The 15,599-nt window shown below is 42.2% G+C and carries 12 protein-coding genes and 1 riboswitch; of the genes, 9 read left to right on the forward strand and 3 right to left on the reverse strand.

Annotated elements, in window-relative coordinates:
• Positions 1–142 precede the first annotated feature (142 nt).
• Positions 143–1,597: an APC family permease gene (locus HU830_RS00095; RefSeq protein WP_176941785.1), complete on the forward strand. Its 1,455-nt coding sequence runs from the start codon at positions 143–145 to the stop codon at positions 1,595–1,597.
• Positions 1,587–2,927 carry an aspartate aminotransferase family protein gene (locus HU830_RS00100; RefSeq protein ID WP_176941786.1) on the forward strand — a complete coding sequence of 447 codons (1,341 nt, stop codon included), beginning with the start codon at positions 1,587–1,589 and terminating at the stop codon, positions 2,925–2,927. Before HU830_RS00095 ends, HU830_RS00100 begins: the two co-directional genes overlap by 11 nt.
• A 63-nt stretch (positions 2,928–2,990) precedes the next feature.
• Here HU830_RS00100 and dapF read toward each other — a convergent pair whose 3' ends face one another.
• Both dapF and HU830_RS00110 read right to left on the reverse strand, forming a co-directional pair.
• On the reverse strand, positions 2,991–3,971 hold the full coding sequence (gene dapF / locus HU830_RS00105; RefSeq protein ID WP_176941787.1) for a diaminopimelate epimerase: 981 nt from the start codon (positions 3,969–3,971) through the stop codon (positions 2,991–2,993).
• Between the two features lie 29 nt (positions 3,972–4,000).
• Complete coding sequence (locus HU830_RS00110; RefSeq protein ID WP_176941788.1) at positions 4,001–5,353, reverse strand: aspartate kinase; 1,353 nt, start codon at positions 5,351–5,353, stop codon at positions 4,001–4,003.
• A 197-nt stretch (positions 5,354–5,550) separates the two neighbouring features.
• Positions 5,551–5,732, forward strand: a riboswitch (Lysine riboswitch).
• A 112-nt stretch (positions 5,733–5,844) separates the two neighbouring features.
• Between HU830_RS00110 and lysA the strand changes: the two genes are divergently transcribed.
• Genes lysA through HU830_RS00145 form a run of 7 tightly spaced genes read left to right on the forward strand, consistent with a single transcriptional unit; the run spans position 5,845 to position 13,028 of the window.
• Positions 5,845–7,158: a diaminopimelate decarboxylase gene (gene lysA / locus HU830_RS00115; protein WP_176941789.1), complete on the forward strand. Its 1,314-nt coding sequence runs from the start codon at positions 5,845–5,847 to the stop codon at positions 7,156–7,158.
• 9 nt (positions 7,159–7,167) lie between these two features.
• Positions 7,168–7,878, forward strand: a complete 711-nt coding sequence (dapD, locus tag HU830_RS00120; RefSeq protein ID WP_176941790.1) for a 2,3,4,5-tetrahydropyridine-2,6-dicarboxylate N-acetyltransferase — start codon at positions 7,168–7,170, stop codon at positions 7,876–7,878.
• Positions 7,879–7,887: 9 nt separating this feature from the next.
• Positions 7,888–9,042 (forward strand): N-acetyldiaminopimelate deacetylase, encoded by a 1,155-nt coding sequence (locus HU830_RS00125; RefSeq protein WP_176941791.1) that lies wholly within the window; start codon positions 7,888–7,890, stop codon positions 9,040–9,042.
• On the forward strand, positions 9,043–9,960 hold the full coding sequence (gene dapA / locus HU830_RS00130) for a 4-hydroxy-tetrahydrodipicolinate synthase (RefSeq protein WP_176941792.1): 918 nt from the start codon (positions 9,043–9,045) through the stop codon (positions 9,958–9,960). It abuts the gene before it with no gap.
• Positions 9,960–10,751, forward strand: a complete 792-nt coding sequence (gene dapB, locus HU830_RS00135) for a 4-hydroxy-tetrahydrodipicolinate reductase (protein ID WP_176941793.1) — start codon at positions 9,960–9,962, stop codon at positions 10,749–10,751. Before dapA ends, dapB begins: the two co-directional genes overlap by 1 nt.
• Before the next feature lie 17 nt (positions 10,752–10,768).
• The gene (locus HU830_RS00140) at positions 10,769–11,962 is read left to right on the forward strand and encodes an aminotransferase class I/II-fold pyridoxal phosphate-dependent enzyme (RefSeq protein ID WP_176941794.1); all 1,194 of its coding nucleotides are present in this window, start codon (positions 10,769–10,771) and stop codon (positions 11,960–11,962) included.
• 1 nt (position 11,963) lies between these two features.
• Positions 11,964–13,028 (forward strand): aspartate-semialdehyde dehydrogenase, encoded by a 1,065-nt coding sequence (locus HU830_RS00145; RefSeq protein ID WP_176941795.1) that lies wholly within the window; start codon positions 11,964–11,966, stop codon positions 13,026–13,028.
• Between the two features lie 136 nt (positions 13,029–13,164).
• Here the strand turns inward: HU830_RS00145 and HU830_RS00150 are convergent, their stop codons facing one another.
• The gene (locus HU830_RS00150; protein ID WP_176941796.1) at positions 13,165–15,573 is read right to left on the reverse strand and encodes a Xaa-Pro dipeptidyl-peptidase; all 2,409 of its coding nucleotides are present in this window, start codon (positions 15,571–15,573) and stop codon (positions 13,165–13,167) included.
• Positions 15,574–15,599: the final 26 nt, after the last annotated feature.

Consider the following 15,599-nt stretch of genomic DNA (forward strand, 5'->3'; position numbering starts at 1 on the left):
AAAATGAAATCCAAGTAAAAGTTATATTTATCAACTAATAATGAAACTTGACAAATCAAAGAATTTATAAGAAAATATTAACCAATTTCTAATTTAAGCTGTTTTGGCAGTTTGAATAATTGGTAAAGTTGAGGGAGTAGATATGGCAAGTTTTAAAGAACGTATTTTCCGAAAAGAAGACCCTAGCGTTTATGAGCAAAAGGATGCTCATTTGTCTCGAACCTTGCGGGTGCGGGACTTTTTGGCTTTGGGTTTGGGGACTATTGTGTCTACGGCTATTTTCACTTTGCCCGGAACAGTAGCAGCGCAACATGCAGGCCCAGCGGTGGTAATTTCTTTCTTAGCCGCAGCCTTGGTTGCTGGTTTAGTAGCTTTTGCTTATGCTGAAATGGCTTCTGCAATGCCGTTTGCTGGTTCAGCTTATTCTTGGATTAATGTTATCTTTGGAGAATTTTTTGGTTGGATTGCTGGCTGGGCTTTATTGGCGGAGTATTTCATTGCGGTAGCCTTTGTTGGTTCGGGTTTATCCGCTAATTTTCGCGGCTTAATTGCTCCTCTAGGTTTAGTGTTACCTAAATCATTAGCTAATGCTTACGGAACTGATGGCGGAGTGATTGATTTAGTTTCCGTGGTGGTAATTATCGCTGTAGCTTATCTTTTATCTCGTGGAGCTAGTGAAGCTAGTCGAGTTGAAAATATTTTAGTTATCGCTAAAGTTTTGGTCGTTTTGCTGTTTATTGTCGTTGGTTGTACAGCAATTAAACCACAAAATTATGTACCGTTTATCCCTAAGTATCATTTGAATCCCGATGGAACAGCCTTTGGTGGTTGGCAGGGAATTTATGCCGGTGTTTCGATGATTTTCTTATCTTATATCGGTTTTGATTCAATTGCCGCTAATTCTGCGGAAGCTAAAGATCCTGGGAAGACCATGCCGCGAGGAATTTTAGGTTCCTTAATTATTGCTGTAGTTCTATTTGTTGGCGTAGCCCTAGTTTTAGTCGGAATGTTCCATTACACACTTTATGCTAACAATGCTGAACCAGTAGGTTGGGCTTTACGGAAAAGTGGTCATGGAGTAATCGCTGCTGTTATTCAATCAGTTGCTTGTATCGGGATGTTTACGGCGCTAATTGGAATGATGATGGCTGGTTCTCGTTTAATCTATTCCTTTGGGCGAGACGGTTTACTTCCGCGTTGGTTAGGTAAGATTAATAATAAGCATTTACCAAATAATGCTTTATTGGCTTTAACGATTGTCGCTGTTTTAATTGGTTCGGTCTTCCCGTTTAGTTTCTTAAACCAATTAATTTCTGCCGGAACTTTAATTGCCTTTATGTTCGTTTCCCTAGGAATTTATGCTTTAAGAAAGCGTGAAGGAAAAGATATCATTGATCCAGAATTTAAGATGCCTTTTTATCCAGTAATGCCTTTCTTAGCCTTTGCCGGTGCTTTAATCGTCTTCCTAGGCTTAAGTACTGACGCCAAAATTTATGCGGCTGCTTGGTTTATCTTTGGTTTAATTATTTACTTCTGTTATGGAATGAGAAATTCTGCTTTAGGCCGAGAGAAAGAAGAAGGAAAAGATGTTGGATAATAATCAAAAATTGCTGGCTGAAGAAGGTGAAGTTTTATCACCTGCGGTCCGGATTAAATATTTTGATATTGTTATTCAGAAAGCCCGAGGGGCAGTTCTGACTGATGCTACTGGCCGGGAATATCTTGATTTGTTGGCTAGTGCGTCAGCAACTAATGTTGGTCATTGTCATCCGCACGTTGTGGAAGCAATTCAAAAGCAAGCGGCTAATTTAATTCAATATACACCGGCTTATTTTGCCAGTACACCGGAAATTAAATTGGCACAACGACTAGCTGAACTAGCTCCAATCAGTGGTCCGGTTAAGGTTTCTTGGGGAAATTCGGGTTCTGATGCTAATGATGCAATCATTAAATTTGCTCGGGCTTATACTAAACGGCAATACATTGTTAGTTTTACTGGGGCTTATCACGGCTCCACCTACGGTTCGATGTCCTTGTCAGCAGTTAGTTTAAATATGAGTCGCAAAATGGCACCTTTGCTTCCTGGAGTGGTAAAAGTTCCTTATCCTGATGTACATCAACGCCAGCCCCAAGAAAGTGAAAATGAATTTGTTGAGCGGATGATTGCCGCCTTCAAGTTGCCATTTGAGACTTATTTACCAGCTGAAGAAGTGGCGGCAATTGTTGTTGAGCCAATTCAAGGTGACGGAGGAATTGTGAAAGCGCCGCAGGCTTATTTAGATTTTGTCTGGAAGTTTGCGCACGAACATGGAATTTTGGTTGCAATTGATGAAGTCAACCAAGGAATGGGTCGAACCGGTAAATGGTGGTCAATCGAAAACTTCGGCTTGGAACCTGATTTGATGACCATTGGGAAGTCAATCGCTTCTGGTCTACCTTTGAGCGTAATTTTAGGGCGGGCAGAAGTAATGGATGCTTTGGATTCACCGGGAAATACTTACACGACAGCCGGAAATCCAGTCACAACGGCCGCAGCAAATGCCACTTTGGACGTTATGGAAGCAGAAGACCTTCCCGCTCGTTCGGCGCAGCTAGGATCGAAAGTGCAAGCCTATTTTGAAAAGAAACGTGAACAGTATGATTTTATTGGTGATATTCGTTTTTACGGCTTGAATGGTGGGATTGATATTATCGATCCCCAAACTAAAGAAGGCGATGAAGAAGCGACGACGAAGTTGATTTATCGTTTATTCCAATTAGGAGTAATTATTATCAGTTTGCGCGGCTATATTCTCCGTTTCCAGCCACCACTAGTAATTACAGAAGACCAATTGAAAGAAGCTTTCCAAGCCTTTGATCAGGCTTTGTCCGAATTAGCAGCGGGTAGATTAAGCTTGCCTGAAGATGCAGCGGAAATTGGTTGGTAAACGATTAAAGTCGAAATAAAAAGGGCTAGTTTGAATTTTTTTCAAATTAGCCCTTTTTAGATTTTAGGAAAGTTGCTGGACGAAGTTTTGATAGGCCAGAGCTTCACCAGTCTCGTTATAAGCGTAGTTCTCCGGCTGGAGATTTCCATGCCTTAAATCGGCTTCTGGAAGCTGAATTTCAGCGATTACAGTGGCATTACCGCTCAGTTCAATCCAATACTGCTCAGATGAACCCTGATGAACTCTAGTTTGGACCATTCCACCGGGGTTTTTAATCGTTAACTGTGTACCCATGGCTGGAACTTGGGGCTGGGTGAGGAAGTAGGCTAGACTAGTTGCGGACATCCCCGTGCCACAAGCATTGGTGAAACCAACTCCGCGCTCAAAAGTTCGAACAAAGAGTTCGTCTGCTTTTTTAACTTGAGCAAAGCTAAGATTGACTCCTTCGGGAAAATACGGATTAGTTTGATTTAACTTTTCGCCAAGTTCTTTTAAGAGAGGACCCTCCATGACAGCAGCACTGACAAAACTAATCAGGTGGGGGTTGGGAACAGCGAGAGCGGTGAATTTTAATTGAGGATCAAATTGGGGCACGATTTGGTTGATTAGTTGGTCAGTTCCCAAGTTAGCAAAAGGTAATTTATTAGCTTGAAAACTGACGGGAGAAATTTCTACGCTATAAGCGGGAATTTGTGGCGCCCAAGGAGTCTGTTTTTGGACTTGCAGATTGGCTTGATCAGTTTCAACCAGAAATTGATCTTGCTGATGTTTAGTCGCTAAATAGCGACTTACGGTTCGTAAACCATTGCCGCACATTAAAGCGCGAGAACCATCAGCATTATAAACTCGCATTTTTCCTAAGGCAGCAGGAACGCTACTAGAATCAACGACTAAAAGACCGTCGACTCCACCAAAAAAATCCTTTTTGGTAATTTTTTGGGCCAAATTTTGCAATTCTTGGGAATTCAAAGCTTGGGTCAAAGTGGTTTGATCGAGAAGAAAAAATTGATTATTAGAACCGTGAACTTTTTGTAAGACGACCATAAAATACCTCCTGAAAAGATGAACTTTATTTAATGGAAAAATTTTTGATAAATTTTTTGGACCGCTTGTGGAGCTTGATCTTGTTTCATCCCCAGCATAATTGAAATTCGGGAGGCACCCTGATTAATCATATGAATTTTAATCTGGGCTTTGGCGAGAGGATTAACGATATCTTGAATGACATCCAGTTGGTGGGGCATCCCTTCGCCTACAACCATCAAAATAGCGTAATCATCGATCCACTCTAATTTGTCTGGTTGCAAGACGGCTTGAATTCTAGCTAAGAGTCGCTTTTTCTTCAAATCATCGAATTGACGTTTATTAAAAATAACTGTTAAGTCGTCGATTCCTGAAGGCATGTGTTCATAAGAAATTTGAAAGTCATAGAAAATTTGTAATAATTTAAGGGTAAAACCAACTTCTTTGTTTAAAAGATAGCGGTGTAAGTATAGTGCGGCAAAATGAGTTGAACCAGCGACTCCTGTGACGGGACCTTGCGGTTGGAAGTTGGTTTCTGGAACAATGAGTGTTCCCGGAAGTTGGGGATGGTTAGTATTTTTGACGTTAATCGGAATTTGACCTTCAATTGCCGGCAGGAGCGCTTCGTCGTGAAAAACAGAAAATCCCGCATAGGAAAGTTCTCTTAATTCCCGGTAAGTCATAGTCTTAATGGCCTGCGGTTGGGGAACAATTTGGGGATCAACGGCATAAATAGCATCGACATCGGTGAAATTTTCGTACATTTGGGCTTGTAGTCCGCGGGCTAAAAGGGCACCGGTAATATCTGAACCTCCCCGAGAAAAAGTAGCAATTTGTTGTTGAGGGGTCAGACCATAAAATCCGGGGATGACTAAGACTTGCTCGGGTAATTTTTGTTGATGCAATTTATTGTAAGTTTCCGGAAGAATTGTGGCATCATCGGGTTGGTCACTGACGACAATTCCCGCCTCTTGTGGATCCCAGAAGCTGGCGGCAAGCTGTTTTTTTTGAAGAACCAAGGTAAGTAAACGAGCACTGAGGTATTCACCATGAGCCTTAAAAACGGCCATTAAATAATTAGCGTCAGGATATTCTTGCTGGGGTAAGTCCAAGAGAACTTGGTGTAAGGGAGCAAGTTGGGCAGCCTGCAGGTCAAAATAGTCAGCAATGGTCTGATAACGGTCCCAAATCTGGGCTACAATGTCTTGAATTGGTTGATTTTGCAGAGTCTTTTGCGCATATTGAATTAAAAGATCGGTTACTTTGATATCATGAGAATTTCTTTTTCCGGGTGCAGAAGTAACGATAACTTTACGTTGCGGATCGGCTTGGACAATTTGAACAACTTTTAAGAATTGGGGACCGTCGGCCAAGGAACTTCCCCCGAATTTAACTACTTTCATAATAACCTGACTTTCCAATCAAAGATTAAAATTAAAAAAATTAGTCGTGCAATTAAAAAGAATTTTAAACACTTTAATAACTTTCTGCAACCGTTAAAGTTAGAAAAAATCTCAGAATAATTTTTTATTTCTACTAAGGGGCCCTAATAAAAAATTAAGATAGCTTGACAAGTGCGCTAATTCATTATAAGATTCATAGTAATCGAAGAGGTCGCAACCGCCATGAGTAACTAGTGGAGTTTCTGGATTAACGAAGAAGCTAGTGAAAGGGAAAGTTGCCGAAGCTGACACCAATACCAGGGGTGTTGGGCTGGGACATAATTGAATAAATTATGGACTGTCGTAGACTAAAATAGTTTGCGGAGCGCTATCGACAGATGAAAACCAAATGATTTTTTAATTGATTTTTTGGAGGATTCTTTTGTGAAACGCTCACAGAAGAATCCTTTTTTCGTAAAGTTTTTTAATTAAGTAAGAGGACGGTGAAACAAATGACAACTGAATCAGTTGTAGAATCCGTAAATACTGCTGGTCACTTAATGATTGGTGGATGTGATGCCTTGGATTTAGTTCAAGAATTTCAGACCCCCCTAGTGGTTTACGATATTGAGCAAGTTCGTCAGCAAGTCCGCGCTTTTCGCCAGGCCTTTGAAGAGCAGCAAGTTAATTACGTCGTTAGCTATGCTAGTAAAGCTTTTGCAACTCAAGCTATTTATCAGGTTATGAACCAAGAAAAAGCTCATATTGATGTGGTTTCAGGAGGAGAATTATATACAGCAATCCAAGCCGGTTTTCCCATGGCCCATGTTAGTTTTCACGGAAATAATAAATCTCGTTCGGAATTAGAATTAGCGGTTCAAGAACAAGTTGGCGTAATTATTCTTGATAACTTCGATGAATTGGACTTATTAAGTTCAATTTTGGAGCGGACTGAGCAAAAAATCGCCGTCATGTTACGGATCACGCCGGATATTACCGCTCATACCCATGAATATATTCAAACCGGTCAAGCCGATAGTAAATTTGGCTTTGATCTTCCTAGCGGTCAAGCTGAAGCAGCCTTAAAACAAATTTTAGAAAATCCTCACTTAGACTTCCGCGGAATTCATGCTCATATTGGTTCGCAAATTTTGGCGGTTACGGGTTTTGAATTATTGGCGCATAAGTTGGTTGAGCTAGCTGCTCAATGGCAGCAAAAGTTTCAATGTCCAATTCCGGTATTGAATTTCGGTGGAGGATTCGGCATTCGCTATACGGCAGAGGATCACCCTTTAGCGCCGGCAAAATTCATTAGCGCCTTGGTCCAAACCGTTAAAACGGATTGTCAACAACAACAATTACCACTTCCAGAAATTTGGATTGAACCCGGACGCTCATTAGTTGGTCCGGCAGGGTATAATTTATATACGGTTGGTTCCAGCAAACGAGTTCCGGGATTGAAACCCTACGTTACAGTAGATGGAGGAATGGGAGACAATATTCGACCGGCCCTCTATCAAGCCGAATATACAGCAGTTTTGGCTGCTAATCCCCAAGCACCAGCAGAAGAAACCATTCGTTTAGCGGGGCGCTATTGTGAGTCAGGAGATATTTTAATTTCCGAATTAGAGTTTCCCCGGGTTCACCAAGGTCAGATTGTTGCTCTCTTAGCAACGGGAGCTTACGGGTATGCAATGGCTTCTAATTACAATCGTGTTCCTCGACCAGCGGTGGTTTTTGCGGAACAGGGAAAAGCGCAAGTCGTTGTAGAAAGAGAAAGTTATGCCGATCTGAATCGCTTAGACCGGGCTTATCAAAACAAGTGAGGTTAAGGAATGAAATTTCAAAGTGCACAAGAGATAATTGATTATATTGGCAATGCTCCTAAAAAAACTCCGGTAAAAATTTACCTCCACGGTCAGGTTCAAGTAATTTCTTGGCCAGAAACAGTTCAGACTTTCTTGAATCCTGACTGGGGAATTGTGATGGGGGACTGGGCGGAGATTAAACCTGTCTTAGCTGCTAATGCTGACCAAATTACTGATTACCAAGTTGAAAATGAAGCTCGTAATTCTGCGGTTCCTTTGTTAGATTTGAAAGAAGTTTCAGCGCGAATTGAACCCGGAGCTTTGATTCGTGATCAGGTCAAAATTGGGGCCAATGCGGTGGTCATGATGGGAGCGGTAATTAATATTGGAGCCGAGATTGGCCCTAATTCGATGATAGATATGGGAGCCGTTTTGGGTGGTCGAGCAATTGTTGGTGCCGATAGCCATGTTGGAGCTAATGCAGTTTTAGCTGGGGTAATTGAACCTGCTTCAGCTCAACCAGTTCGGATTGGTGATCATGTTTTAATCGGGGCCAATGCGGTAGTTTTAGAAGGAGTTCAGGTTGGTTCTGGAGCGGTAATCGCTGCGGGCGCGGTTGTGACGGAAGATGTTCCTGAAAAAACAGTTGTTGCCGGAATTCCTGCCCGGGTTATTAAAGCCGTTGATGGTCAGACCACTTCGAAAACCGGCCTAGAAGCTGATTTACGGAAGTTGTAGGTTGAAGATATGCTTACTGAAAAAGAATTAATTCAAATTCGCCGTCAGTTGCATCAAATTCCTGAATTAGCTTTACAGGAAAAACAGACTTGTTCCTATTTAAAGGAAATTATTGCTCGCTTGCCACAATCCTATTTAAGTTTGAAGACTTTACCGCAGTTACCGACGGCACTCTTAGTTCGGGTGCAGGGACGTAAGCCGCACCGAACGATTGGTTATCGAGCGGATATTGATGCTTTACCAGTCAAGGAAGAAACTGACCTAGAGTTTGCTTCTCAACATGAGGGATTAATGCATGCTTGTGGGCATGACTTGCATATGACAGTGGCTTTAGGCATCTTGAGTTATTATAGTGAACACCAGCCCCAGGATAATTTAGTTTTCTTTTTTCAGCCAGCTGAAGAAAGTGAAAGTGGGGGGCAACAAGCCTATGAACAAGGGGCTTTTACGGGAGAATTTCAAGTTGATGAAATTTACGCTTTGCATGATACTCCCCAACTGCCTGCCGGTTTAATTGGCTGTCGCTTGGGAACCCTGTTTGCGGGAACCACAGAAGTAGACGTTGACTTTCTGGGGCAAGGCGGACATGCGGCATATCCTCAGCGGGCTAAGGATATGATTGTTGCCGCGGCTGCTTTTATTGAACAGGTTCAAACAATTATTTCCCGAAATGTAGACCCCATCGAAGGCGGAGTGATCACTTTCGGGAAGTTAAGAGCGGGGACCATTCGTAATGTTATTGCTGGTGAAGCCCACTTAGAAGGAACTATTCGGGGGTTAACCCAGAAGATGATTGAGTTGATTGATACTCGGTTGCAGACCATTGCCGCTGGTATCGGGCAAAGCTTTGAAGCTCAAGTCCAAGTGCATTTGCGTCAGGGGGGTTATTGGCCCGTCGAGAATAATCCCCGATTAACTCAGAAGTTTATTCAGCAGATGCAAGCTGATCCGCAAGTCAAGTATCAAGAAACCCAACCAGCCATGACCGGAGAAGATTTTGGTTACCTAATTGCTCAAATCCCAGGAACCATGTTTTGGTTGGGGGTTGGTGAAACTGGAGCTTTGCATTCCTCGACTTTTAACCCAGATGAACGGGCGATTGAAGCTGGAGTGCATGCTGTAATTTCGTATCTTCAGATACGAATGCAAGAGGAGGAAATTTAAATGAACTTTGAACAAGCTGATTTATTAACCGCAATTGTGACCCCTTTTACTGCTGATAACCAAATTGACTATGCTAGTCTGGAACGTTTAACTAAGCATCTCTTGACAACCGGGAGTCGCGGCTTTGTCATTGGGGGAACTACAGGAGAAACACCAACCTTAAGTCATACAGAAAAAATCGAACTTTATACCCGTTTTGCCCAATTGATTACTGATCGAGTACCGGTTATCGCCGGAACCGGAAGTAATAATACCCAAGCAACGGCAGAATTAACGGCTGAAGTAGGCAAGATTCCGGGAGTTGATGCCTGTTTGGTGGTTGCTCCATACTACAATAAGCCTAATCAACGTGGTTTAAAGGCGCATTTCGAAACCGTTTCCCAACAGGCTCAAGTTCCCATCATTATTTATAATATTCCGGGACGAACGGGGATTACGATTGCTAACGATACTTTAGTTGAATTGGCCCAAGATCCAAATATTATTGGCGTTAAACAATGTACTTCAATTGAAGACTTAGAATATTTAGTAGAACATACCCCAAGTGATTTTCTGGTTTATAGTGGTGAGGATAATCAGGCTCTTGCTGCAAAAATGATTGGCGCTCAGGGAATAATTTCGGTCGCTGCCCATGTTTATGGCCAGCAAATGCGCCATATGTATGACGCTTTAGCCGTTGGGGATGTGGCTACTGCCGGAAAATTACAACGGCAATTGACACCAAAGATGCAAGCTTTGTTCATGTTTCCTTCGCCAGCACCGATTAAGGCAGTTTTGAATGCTCAAGGCTATCAAACTGGTGGTTGTCGTTTACCAATGCAAGCCTTAAATTCTGCAGAGCAAGAAACTTTGGCTCAAAGCTTGGATTTACCTGCTCAGGCTTTGGCCCAAACTAAGTTAGGAGAGTTAGAAATTTAATGAAAACTAAAACTGTTTTAGTTGCTGGTTTCACAGGCTCAATGGGGCAAAAGGCAGTCCAATTAATCAATGAAAGTACCGATTATCAATTAACCGCTGTTTTAGCACCACAAATTCCGGATACTAGTGCTGCGCGGACTGACTATCATCTAGGGGAAGATGTTCAGATTTTTAACAAAATCTCAGAATTAACCGAAATAGCTGATATTTGGGTAGATTTTACGACGCCGCAGTCGGTTTTTGAAAACACTCAAGCAGCTTTAAATCTTGGGATGCATCCCGTTATTGGAACTAGCGGTTTGAAGGATGAACAAATTAGTCAGCTCCAAACTCTAGCTCAAGATAAACATTTAGGCGGAATTATTGCCCCTAACTTTGGTTTATCAGCGGTCTTATTGATGAAATTCGCTCAAGAGGCAGCAAAGTATTTTCCCGATGCTGAAATTATTGAAATGCATCACGAAGATAAACAGGATGCTCCTTCAGGAACCGCTTTAAATACGGCTAAATTAATGACAAAAACCAGAAATCCCCAAGCCGTCAGGCCTTCGGATTCGGAAGAATTATTAGATCATGTTCGAGGAGGAGACTATCAGGGAATTAAGATTCATTCAGTCCGTTTACCAGGATATGTCGCTCACGAACAAGTTCTATTTGGCGGTCCGGGAGAAGCCCTAACCATCCGGCAAGATTCTTTTGATCGAGGATCGTTTATGCAAGGAGTTAAGGTCGCTTTAGATAAAGTTATGACTTTAGATGAGTTAATTGTTGGTTTAGAAAAAATTATTTAAAGGTGGTCAACGAAATTATGCCCCAGTTAGCAGCAGAATTAACAACAGTGGTCAATCAATTGCTTGATCAGGTTCAACCATCCGCAATCCGCGCTTTTGATGATCGGATTTCCAAAATTCCCGGAATTATTAAGTTAACAATTGGTGAGCCAGATTTGGATACACCGGAACATGTCAAACAAGCGGGAATTCAAAGCATTGCCAATAATGAATCGCATTATTCGGCGCAAAAGGGAACACCCGAATTACGGCAAGCAATTAGTAATTACTTAAAAGATACCCAAAACGTCACTTATGATCCAGAAACTGAGGTTATTGTTACCGTGGGAGCCACAGAAGCTTTAACAGCAGCAATGTTTACCCTTTTAAACCCAGGTGATGAAGTTATTATTCCGACACCGGCTTTTGCGCTTTACTTCCCGATCGTAACTTTGACGGGGGCTCATCCAATTATGGTCGATACTTCAGCCAGTGATTTTGTTTTAACTCCCGAATTGTTAACAAAGACTTTAGAGGAACATCCGCACGCTCGAGCAGTTTTATTGAACTATCCCAGCAACCCCACTGGTCGAGAGTATTCAAAAGATGAGCTAAGTAGCTTAGCGACGATTATTGCTGATCAGGGGCTCTACGTTATTGCCGATGAAATTTATAGTGAATTATTATATGAAGGCCAGCATTTTTCAATTGCTTGTCTCTTGCCTGAGCGGACAATTCTGGTGAGTGGTTTATCAAAATCTCACGCGATGACTGGTTATCGGATTGGCTATTTAGCTGCTCCAGCAGCTGTGGTTGCCAATATTGCTAAGATGCATGGATTTCTAGTCACGGCTCCGGTCACACCTTGTCAGGCTGCGGCCGCAGAAGCTTTGAATAATGGACGACAAGATGCAAAAGCGGCGGTTAAAATTTATCAAAAACGGCGGGATAATTTAGTTCAAAGTTTGGAAAAATTAGGTTTTCAAACGGTTGCCCCGCAAGGAGCCTTTTATCTCTTTGCTAAAATTCCGGCGGCCTTTAATCAAGATGATGTCGCTTTTGCTCTCCAATTAGCTGAAGAAGCTAAAGTCGGCTGTACGCCGGGAAGTGGTTTTGGTACTGGTGGAGAAGGCTATTTACGGTTTTCTTATGCGGCCTCTGATGCTGATATTGCGGCAGTAAGTGAACGCTTGACGAACTTCGTAAAACAGCATACGAGAAGGGAATTTTAAGATGGCAAAAGATGCTTATACAGTAGCAATTTTGGGAGTAACCGGAGCGGTAGGAACGCGTTTATTGGAGCAATTAGCCCAGTCTAAAATTCCAGTCGAAAAAGTAATTCCTTTAGCTTCTTCGCGTTCTGCGGGTAAGACTTTACAATTTAAGGGTCAAGCAGTGACAGTTCAAGAGGCCAAGCCTGAATCTTTCACTGGAGTGGACTTAGTTTTAGCTTCTGCGGGTGGTGGGGTTTCGAAACGATTATTGCCTGAAGCCGTAAAAAGAGGGGCGGTTTGTGTCGATAATACCAGTGCCTTTCGAATGGATCCGGAAGTTCCCTTGGTAGTTCCCGAAGTTAATCCAGAACAGTTACAAAAGCATCAAGGGATCATTGCTAATCCTAATTGTTCAACAATCCAAATGATGGTTGCCTTGGAACCTTTACGTCGTCGGTTTGGTTTAGAACAGATTGTGGTTTCAACCTATCAAGCAGTTTCTGGAGCTGGTCAATCAGCTTGGCAGGAATTGTTGGATCAAGCTCAGCAGCATTTAAATCAAGAAACTATGACGGCCAAAATTTTACCCACAAAAGGGGATCCCAAGCACTATCCAATGGCCTTTAACTTATTACCTCAAATTGATGTTTTCGAAGAAGACGGCTATTCCCATGAAGAATGGAAAATGATTCATGAGACTAAAAAGATCATGTGTAATGATATGGATGATCTGAGCCTAAAGGTAACTGCTACTTGTGTCCGAGTTCCCGTAGAATTAGGTCATGGGGAGTCAATTTATATTCAATTGGCTGATCCGACGACTACTGTGGAGCAGATTCGTGATTTATTAGCTCAAGCTCCTGGAGTTGTAGTCCAAGATCAACCAGAGGAACAAATTTATCCGCAGCCATTGACTGCTGCTGGTAAAAGAGAAACTTTTGTCGGTCGCATTCGTGCCGATGCGGAAAATCCCGGTGCCTTTAACCTGTGGGTAGTTTCCGATAATTTACTCAAGGGTGCCGCTTGGAATACAGTCCAGATTGCCGAAGAATTGGCTCGTCAAGACTTGGTCCGGGTTCCTTAAAAAAATCCAAAAAAGTAATAGCCAACCGGAAAAATTTATTTTCCAGCTGGCTATTTTTTGATGAAGAAATTTGGCAGAGAAGATCCATTTGAGAGATCTCAGAAAGGTCTTTCGGAAAATAAATGATTTGATCCCGTTAATAGTAGGGTAAAATTAACTGACTATGGGCCAAATCGATTTGATAGTTGAGATTCTGATTGCCCCGGATCGTCATTGCAAAATCAGTCGCATAAACAATTAAAACTAATTTATGACCGGGGGTAAGGTGATAATGGGTGGGTTGCAAGAGTAAGCTTAAATCATAAAATTTACCAGCTTCGACGGGATCCACGCGCGTAAGTTCTTGGCGATTTTGGAGATTTAAATGACCCAATGTAATTAATTGATACTCGGTTGCCTGAGGATTTAGCTGGTATTCTTTCAAGTCTTCAGTTTGATAGTGGTAGCCTAAATCATAGGCTTGAGTTTTAAGAGTCTGGGGTAAAGAGCCTAGACGTTGATAATGACCATAATCTAACAAACGTACACTAATTAAACCGAGATTCTGATTGCTGGCAACGCGGAGACGCACTTCGGGGCGACCATCTAAAATTAAATCTTGCTTAAGTGGCTGGCTTTGATATAAAAGCCGATTCTTTTCTAAAGGTGAAGCCTTAACTTGGCTGAGATCTTTTTCCCATTGCTTTAAATTATGGGTATAGAACTGAAATTTTGCTGGCGGAAGCTGATCTTGAAATTGTTCAATTTCTGAAATGGAGACCTGACCATCATCTTGGAGACCATGGTGCTGGAAAGTATAGCTTTTAGTCTGCTGGGGATTTTGTGGCCAAGAATCCTGCTGATGCCAAGTCTCTGTTTGCACATTATCTTGAATTAAGACCGTTGGTAAAATCTGAGCCGCTTGGTTGTCGCAATCATATAATTTATAGGTCAACCAGAGATTCATCATTTCGGGGAAATCTAGTGACCGAAAATTATTAATATAGATGTGCGGTCCTTGATGCAAAATCAGCTTAGTGGTAATCGGTAAAGATTGCAGCCGTTGCCAAAGTTTATAGACCTGTTTAGGTTTGACATTCCAATCATTAAGTCCGTGAACCATAATAATATCAGCTTGAACTTGCTCAAGCTGATGGCGATAGTTACGATGTTCCCAAAAATCGGTGTAGTTACCCGTGCTTCTTTCTTGACCATGAGTCAAACTTTGGAGTTGCTGGTGCCAAGTTTTTTTGACTTTTAAATATTGACCATAGTTTTGTTGTTGCGAATAAGTTTCCACAGCTAAGACATCACTATCTTCTCCAGGAAATCCACCGGGAGCAACGACTAGACCGTGTTCGCGATAATAATCATACCAACTAGAAATAGCGGCCTCAGAAATAATTGTCTTTAGACCGGAGACTCCCGTAGTCGCTGCCGCAATCGCCAAAGTCCCCAAGTAGGAACGTCCTGTCATAGCAATGTGTTGATTACACCAAGAAGCAGTAGTCGTATGTTGGACTTGAGGGCTCGTAAAAGCTCGCCGTTTTTGATCAAGCCACTCGATAATAGCCGTTGTTGAGCGAGTTTCTTCAGGATCTCCACAAGTTCTCAACCCTTGAGAATCTTTGGTTCCAATCCCTGCAGCATAGACCACCGCAAAACCCCGAGCCAAAAAATAATCATTCAAGCGATAATTAAAACTAGCTCCAAAACTTTCCTGAGGAGCCTGATTTGATTGGGGATCTGGTCGTGCCGGGGCTTGAGTAAGTTGGACAGGGTTGCCAGCTACAGTTTGTGACTGCGTTTTTTTAACCGTCAAGGGGACATTAACATTATGAGTTAATTGAGATCCTAGCCGATCATTAGTACCTTGATTGTAAGGCGAAGCGGTATAAAGAGCCGGAACCGGAAGGGAGTTCGATTCTGCTGGGCGAATGATCTCGGCCTTGAGGAGGTCTCTTTGACCGTCGTGGTCGCTGTCTTGGTCGGATTCAACGTAAACAACTTCGTGAATTAACTTGCGGGTGTCAAAAACGGCTTGCGCTTTCCCATTAAAAATCAAAGGTCGAGGAGTTTGGGGATCCTCAACCAGAGCTTGGAAATAACCCCTAGCAGTCAGCTCATCGAGGAAAGTTTGACCGTTAGTTGTTCGGGCAATCAAGAGTTGATACCAGCCATGAATCAAGTCAGCGGTCGTTAAAATGGTATGCTCAAATTGCGGATAAGTTAAGCTGGCTTTGATTTTTTGTGGTTCGGCCAAAGAGAAATCTTGTTCCGGCTGGAAACCTAAAAGTTGAAAATATAAATTATAAAAAGCAGTTGCACTAACCGAATCATTTTGACAGTATTGCGCAGCATTTTGCTTAGTAGTTGCGGCTAAATTAGTTAATTTTTCAAAAACACAATCAGCTATCACTTCCGGAAAGCTTTTAATCAAAAGTTTTTCTAAAGCCTGATTAGGTTGCCATTTGGACCAATTTGAAGGGATAAACTTAATAGTTTGCAATTCTTGAATTTCTTGCGCTACGGTTCGTGGTTGCCGCGCAAATTGATTTAATTTCATAGTTGAACTCCATTCTGTTCGAGTTT

Source organism: Bombilactobacillus apium (genome assembly GCF_013385145.1).
Lineage (GTDB): Bacteria > Bacillota > Bacilli > Lactobacillales > Lactobacillaceae > Bombilactobacillus > Bombilactobacillus apium.

What these genes read in the sequence shown, in the direction of transcription:
- lysA (WP_176941789.1), top strand. Translation starts at nt 5,845, where the DNA reads ATGACAACTGAATCAGTTGTAGAATCCGTAAATACTGCTGGTCACTTA.
- HU830_RS00125 (WP_176941791.1), top strand. Translation starts at nt 7,888, where the DNA reads ATGCTTACTGAAAAAGAATTAATTCAAATTCGCCGTCAGTTGCATCAA.
- dapB (WP_176941793.1), top strand. Translation starts at nt 9,960, where the DNA reads ATGAAAACTAAAACTGTTTTAGTTGCTGGTTTCACAGGCTCAATGGGG.
- HU830_RS00110 (WP_176941788.1), bottom strand. Translation starts at nt 5,353, where the DNA reads ATGAAAGTAGTTAAATTCGGGGGAAGTTCCTTGGCCGACGGTCCCCAA.
- dapF (WP_176941787.1), bottom strand. Translation starts at nt 3,971, where the DNA reads ATGGTCGTCTTACAAAAAGTTCACGGTTCTAATAATCAATTTTTTCTT.
- dapA (WP_176941792.1), top strand. Translation starts at nt 9,043, where the DNA reads ATGAACTTTGAACAAGCTGATTTATTAACCGCAATTGTGACCCCTTTT.
- HU830_RS00145 (WP_176941795.1), top strand. Translation starts at nt 11,964, where the DNA reads ATGGCAAAAGATGCTTATACAGTAGCAATTTTGGGAGTAACCGGAGCG.
- HU830_RS00095 (WP_176941785.1), top strand. Translation starts at nt 143, where the DNA reads ATGGCAAGTTTTAAAGAACGTATTTTCCGAAAAGAAGACCCTAGCGTT.
- dapD (WP_176941790.1), top strand. Translation starts at nt 7,168, where the DNA reads ATGAAATTTCAAAGTGCACAAGAGATAATTGATTATATTGGCAATGCT.
- HU830_RS00100 (WP_176941786.1), top strand. Translation starts at nt 1,587, where the DNA reads ATGTTGGATAATAATCAAAAATTGCTGGCTGAAGAAGGTGAAGTTTTA.
- HU830_RS00140 (WP_176941794.1), top strand. Translation starts at nt 10,769, where the DNA reads ATGCCCCAGTTAGCAGCAGAATTAACAACAGTGGTCAATCAATTGCTT.
- HU830_RS00150 (WP_176941796.1), bottom strand. Translation starts at nt 15,573, where the DNA reads ATGAAATTAAATCAATTTGCGCGGCAACCACGAACCGTAGCGCAAGAA.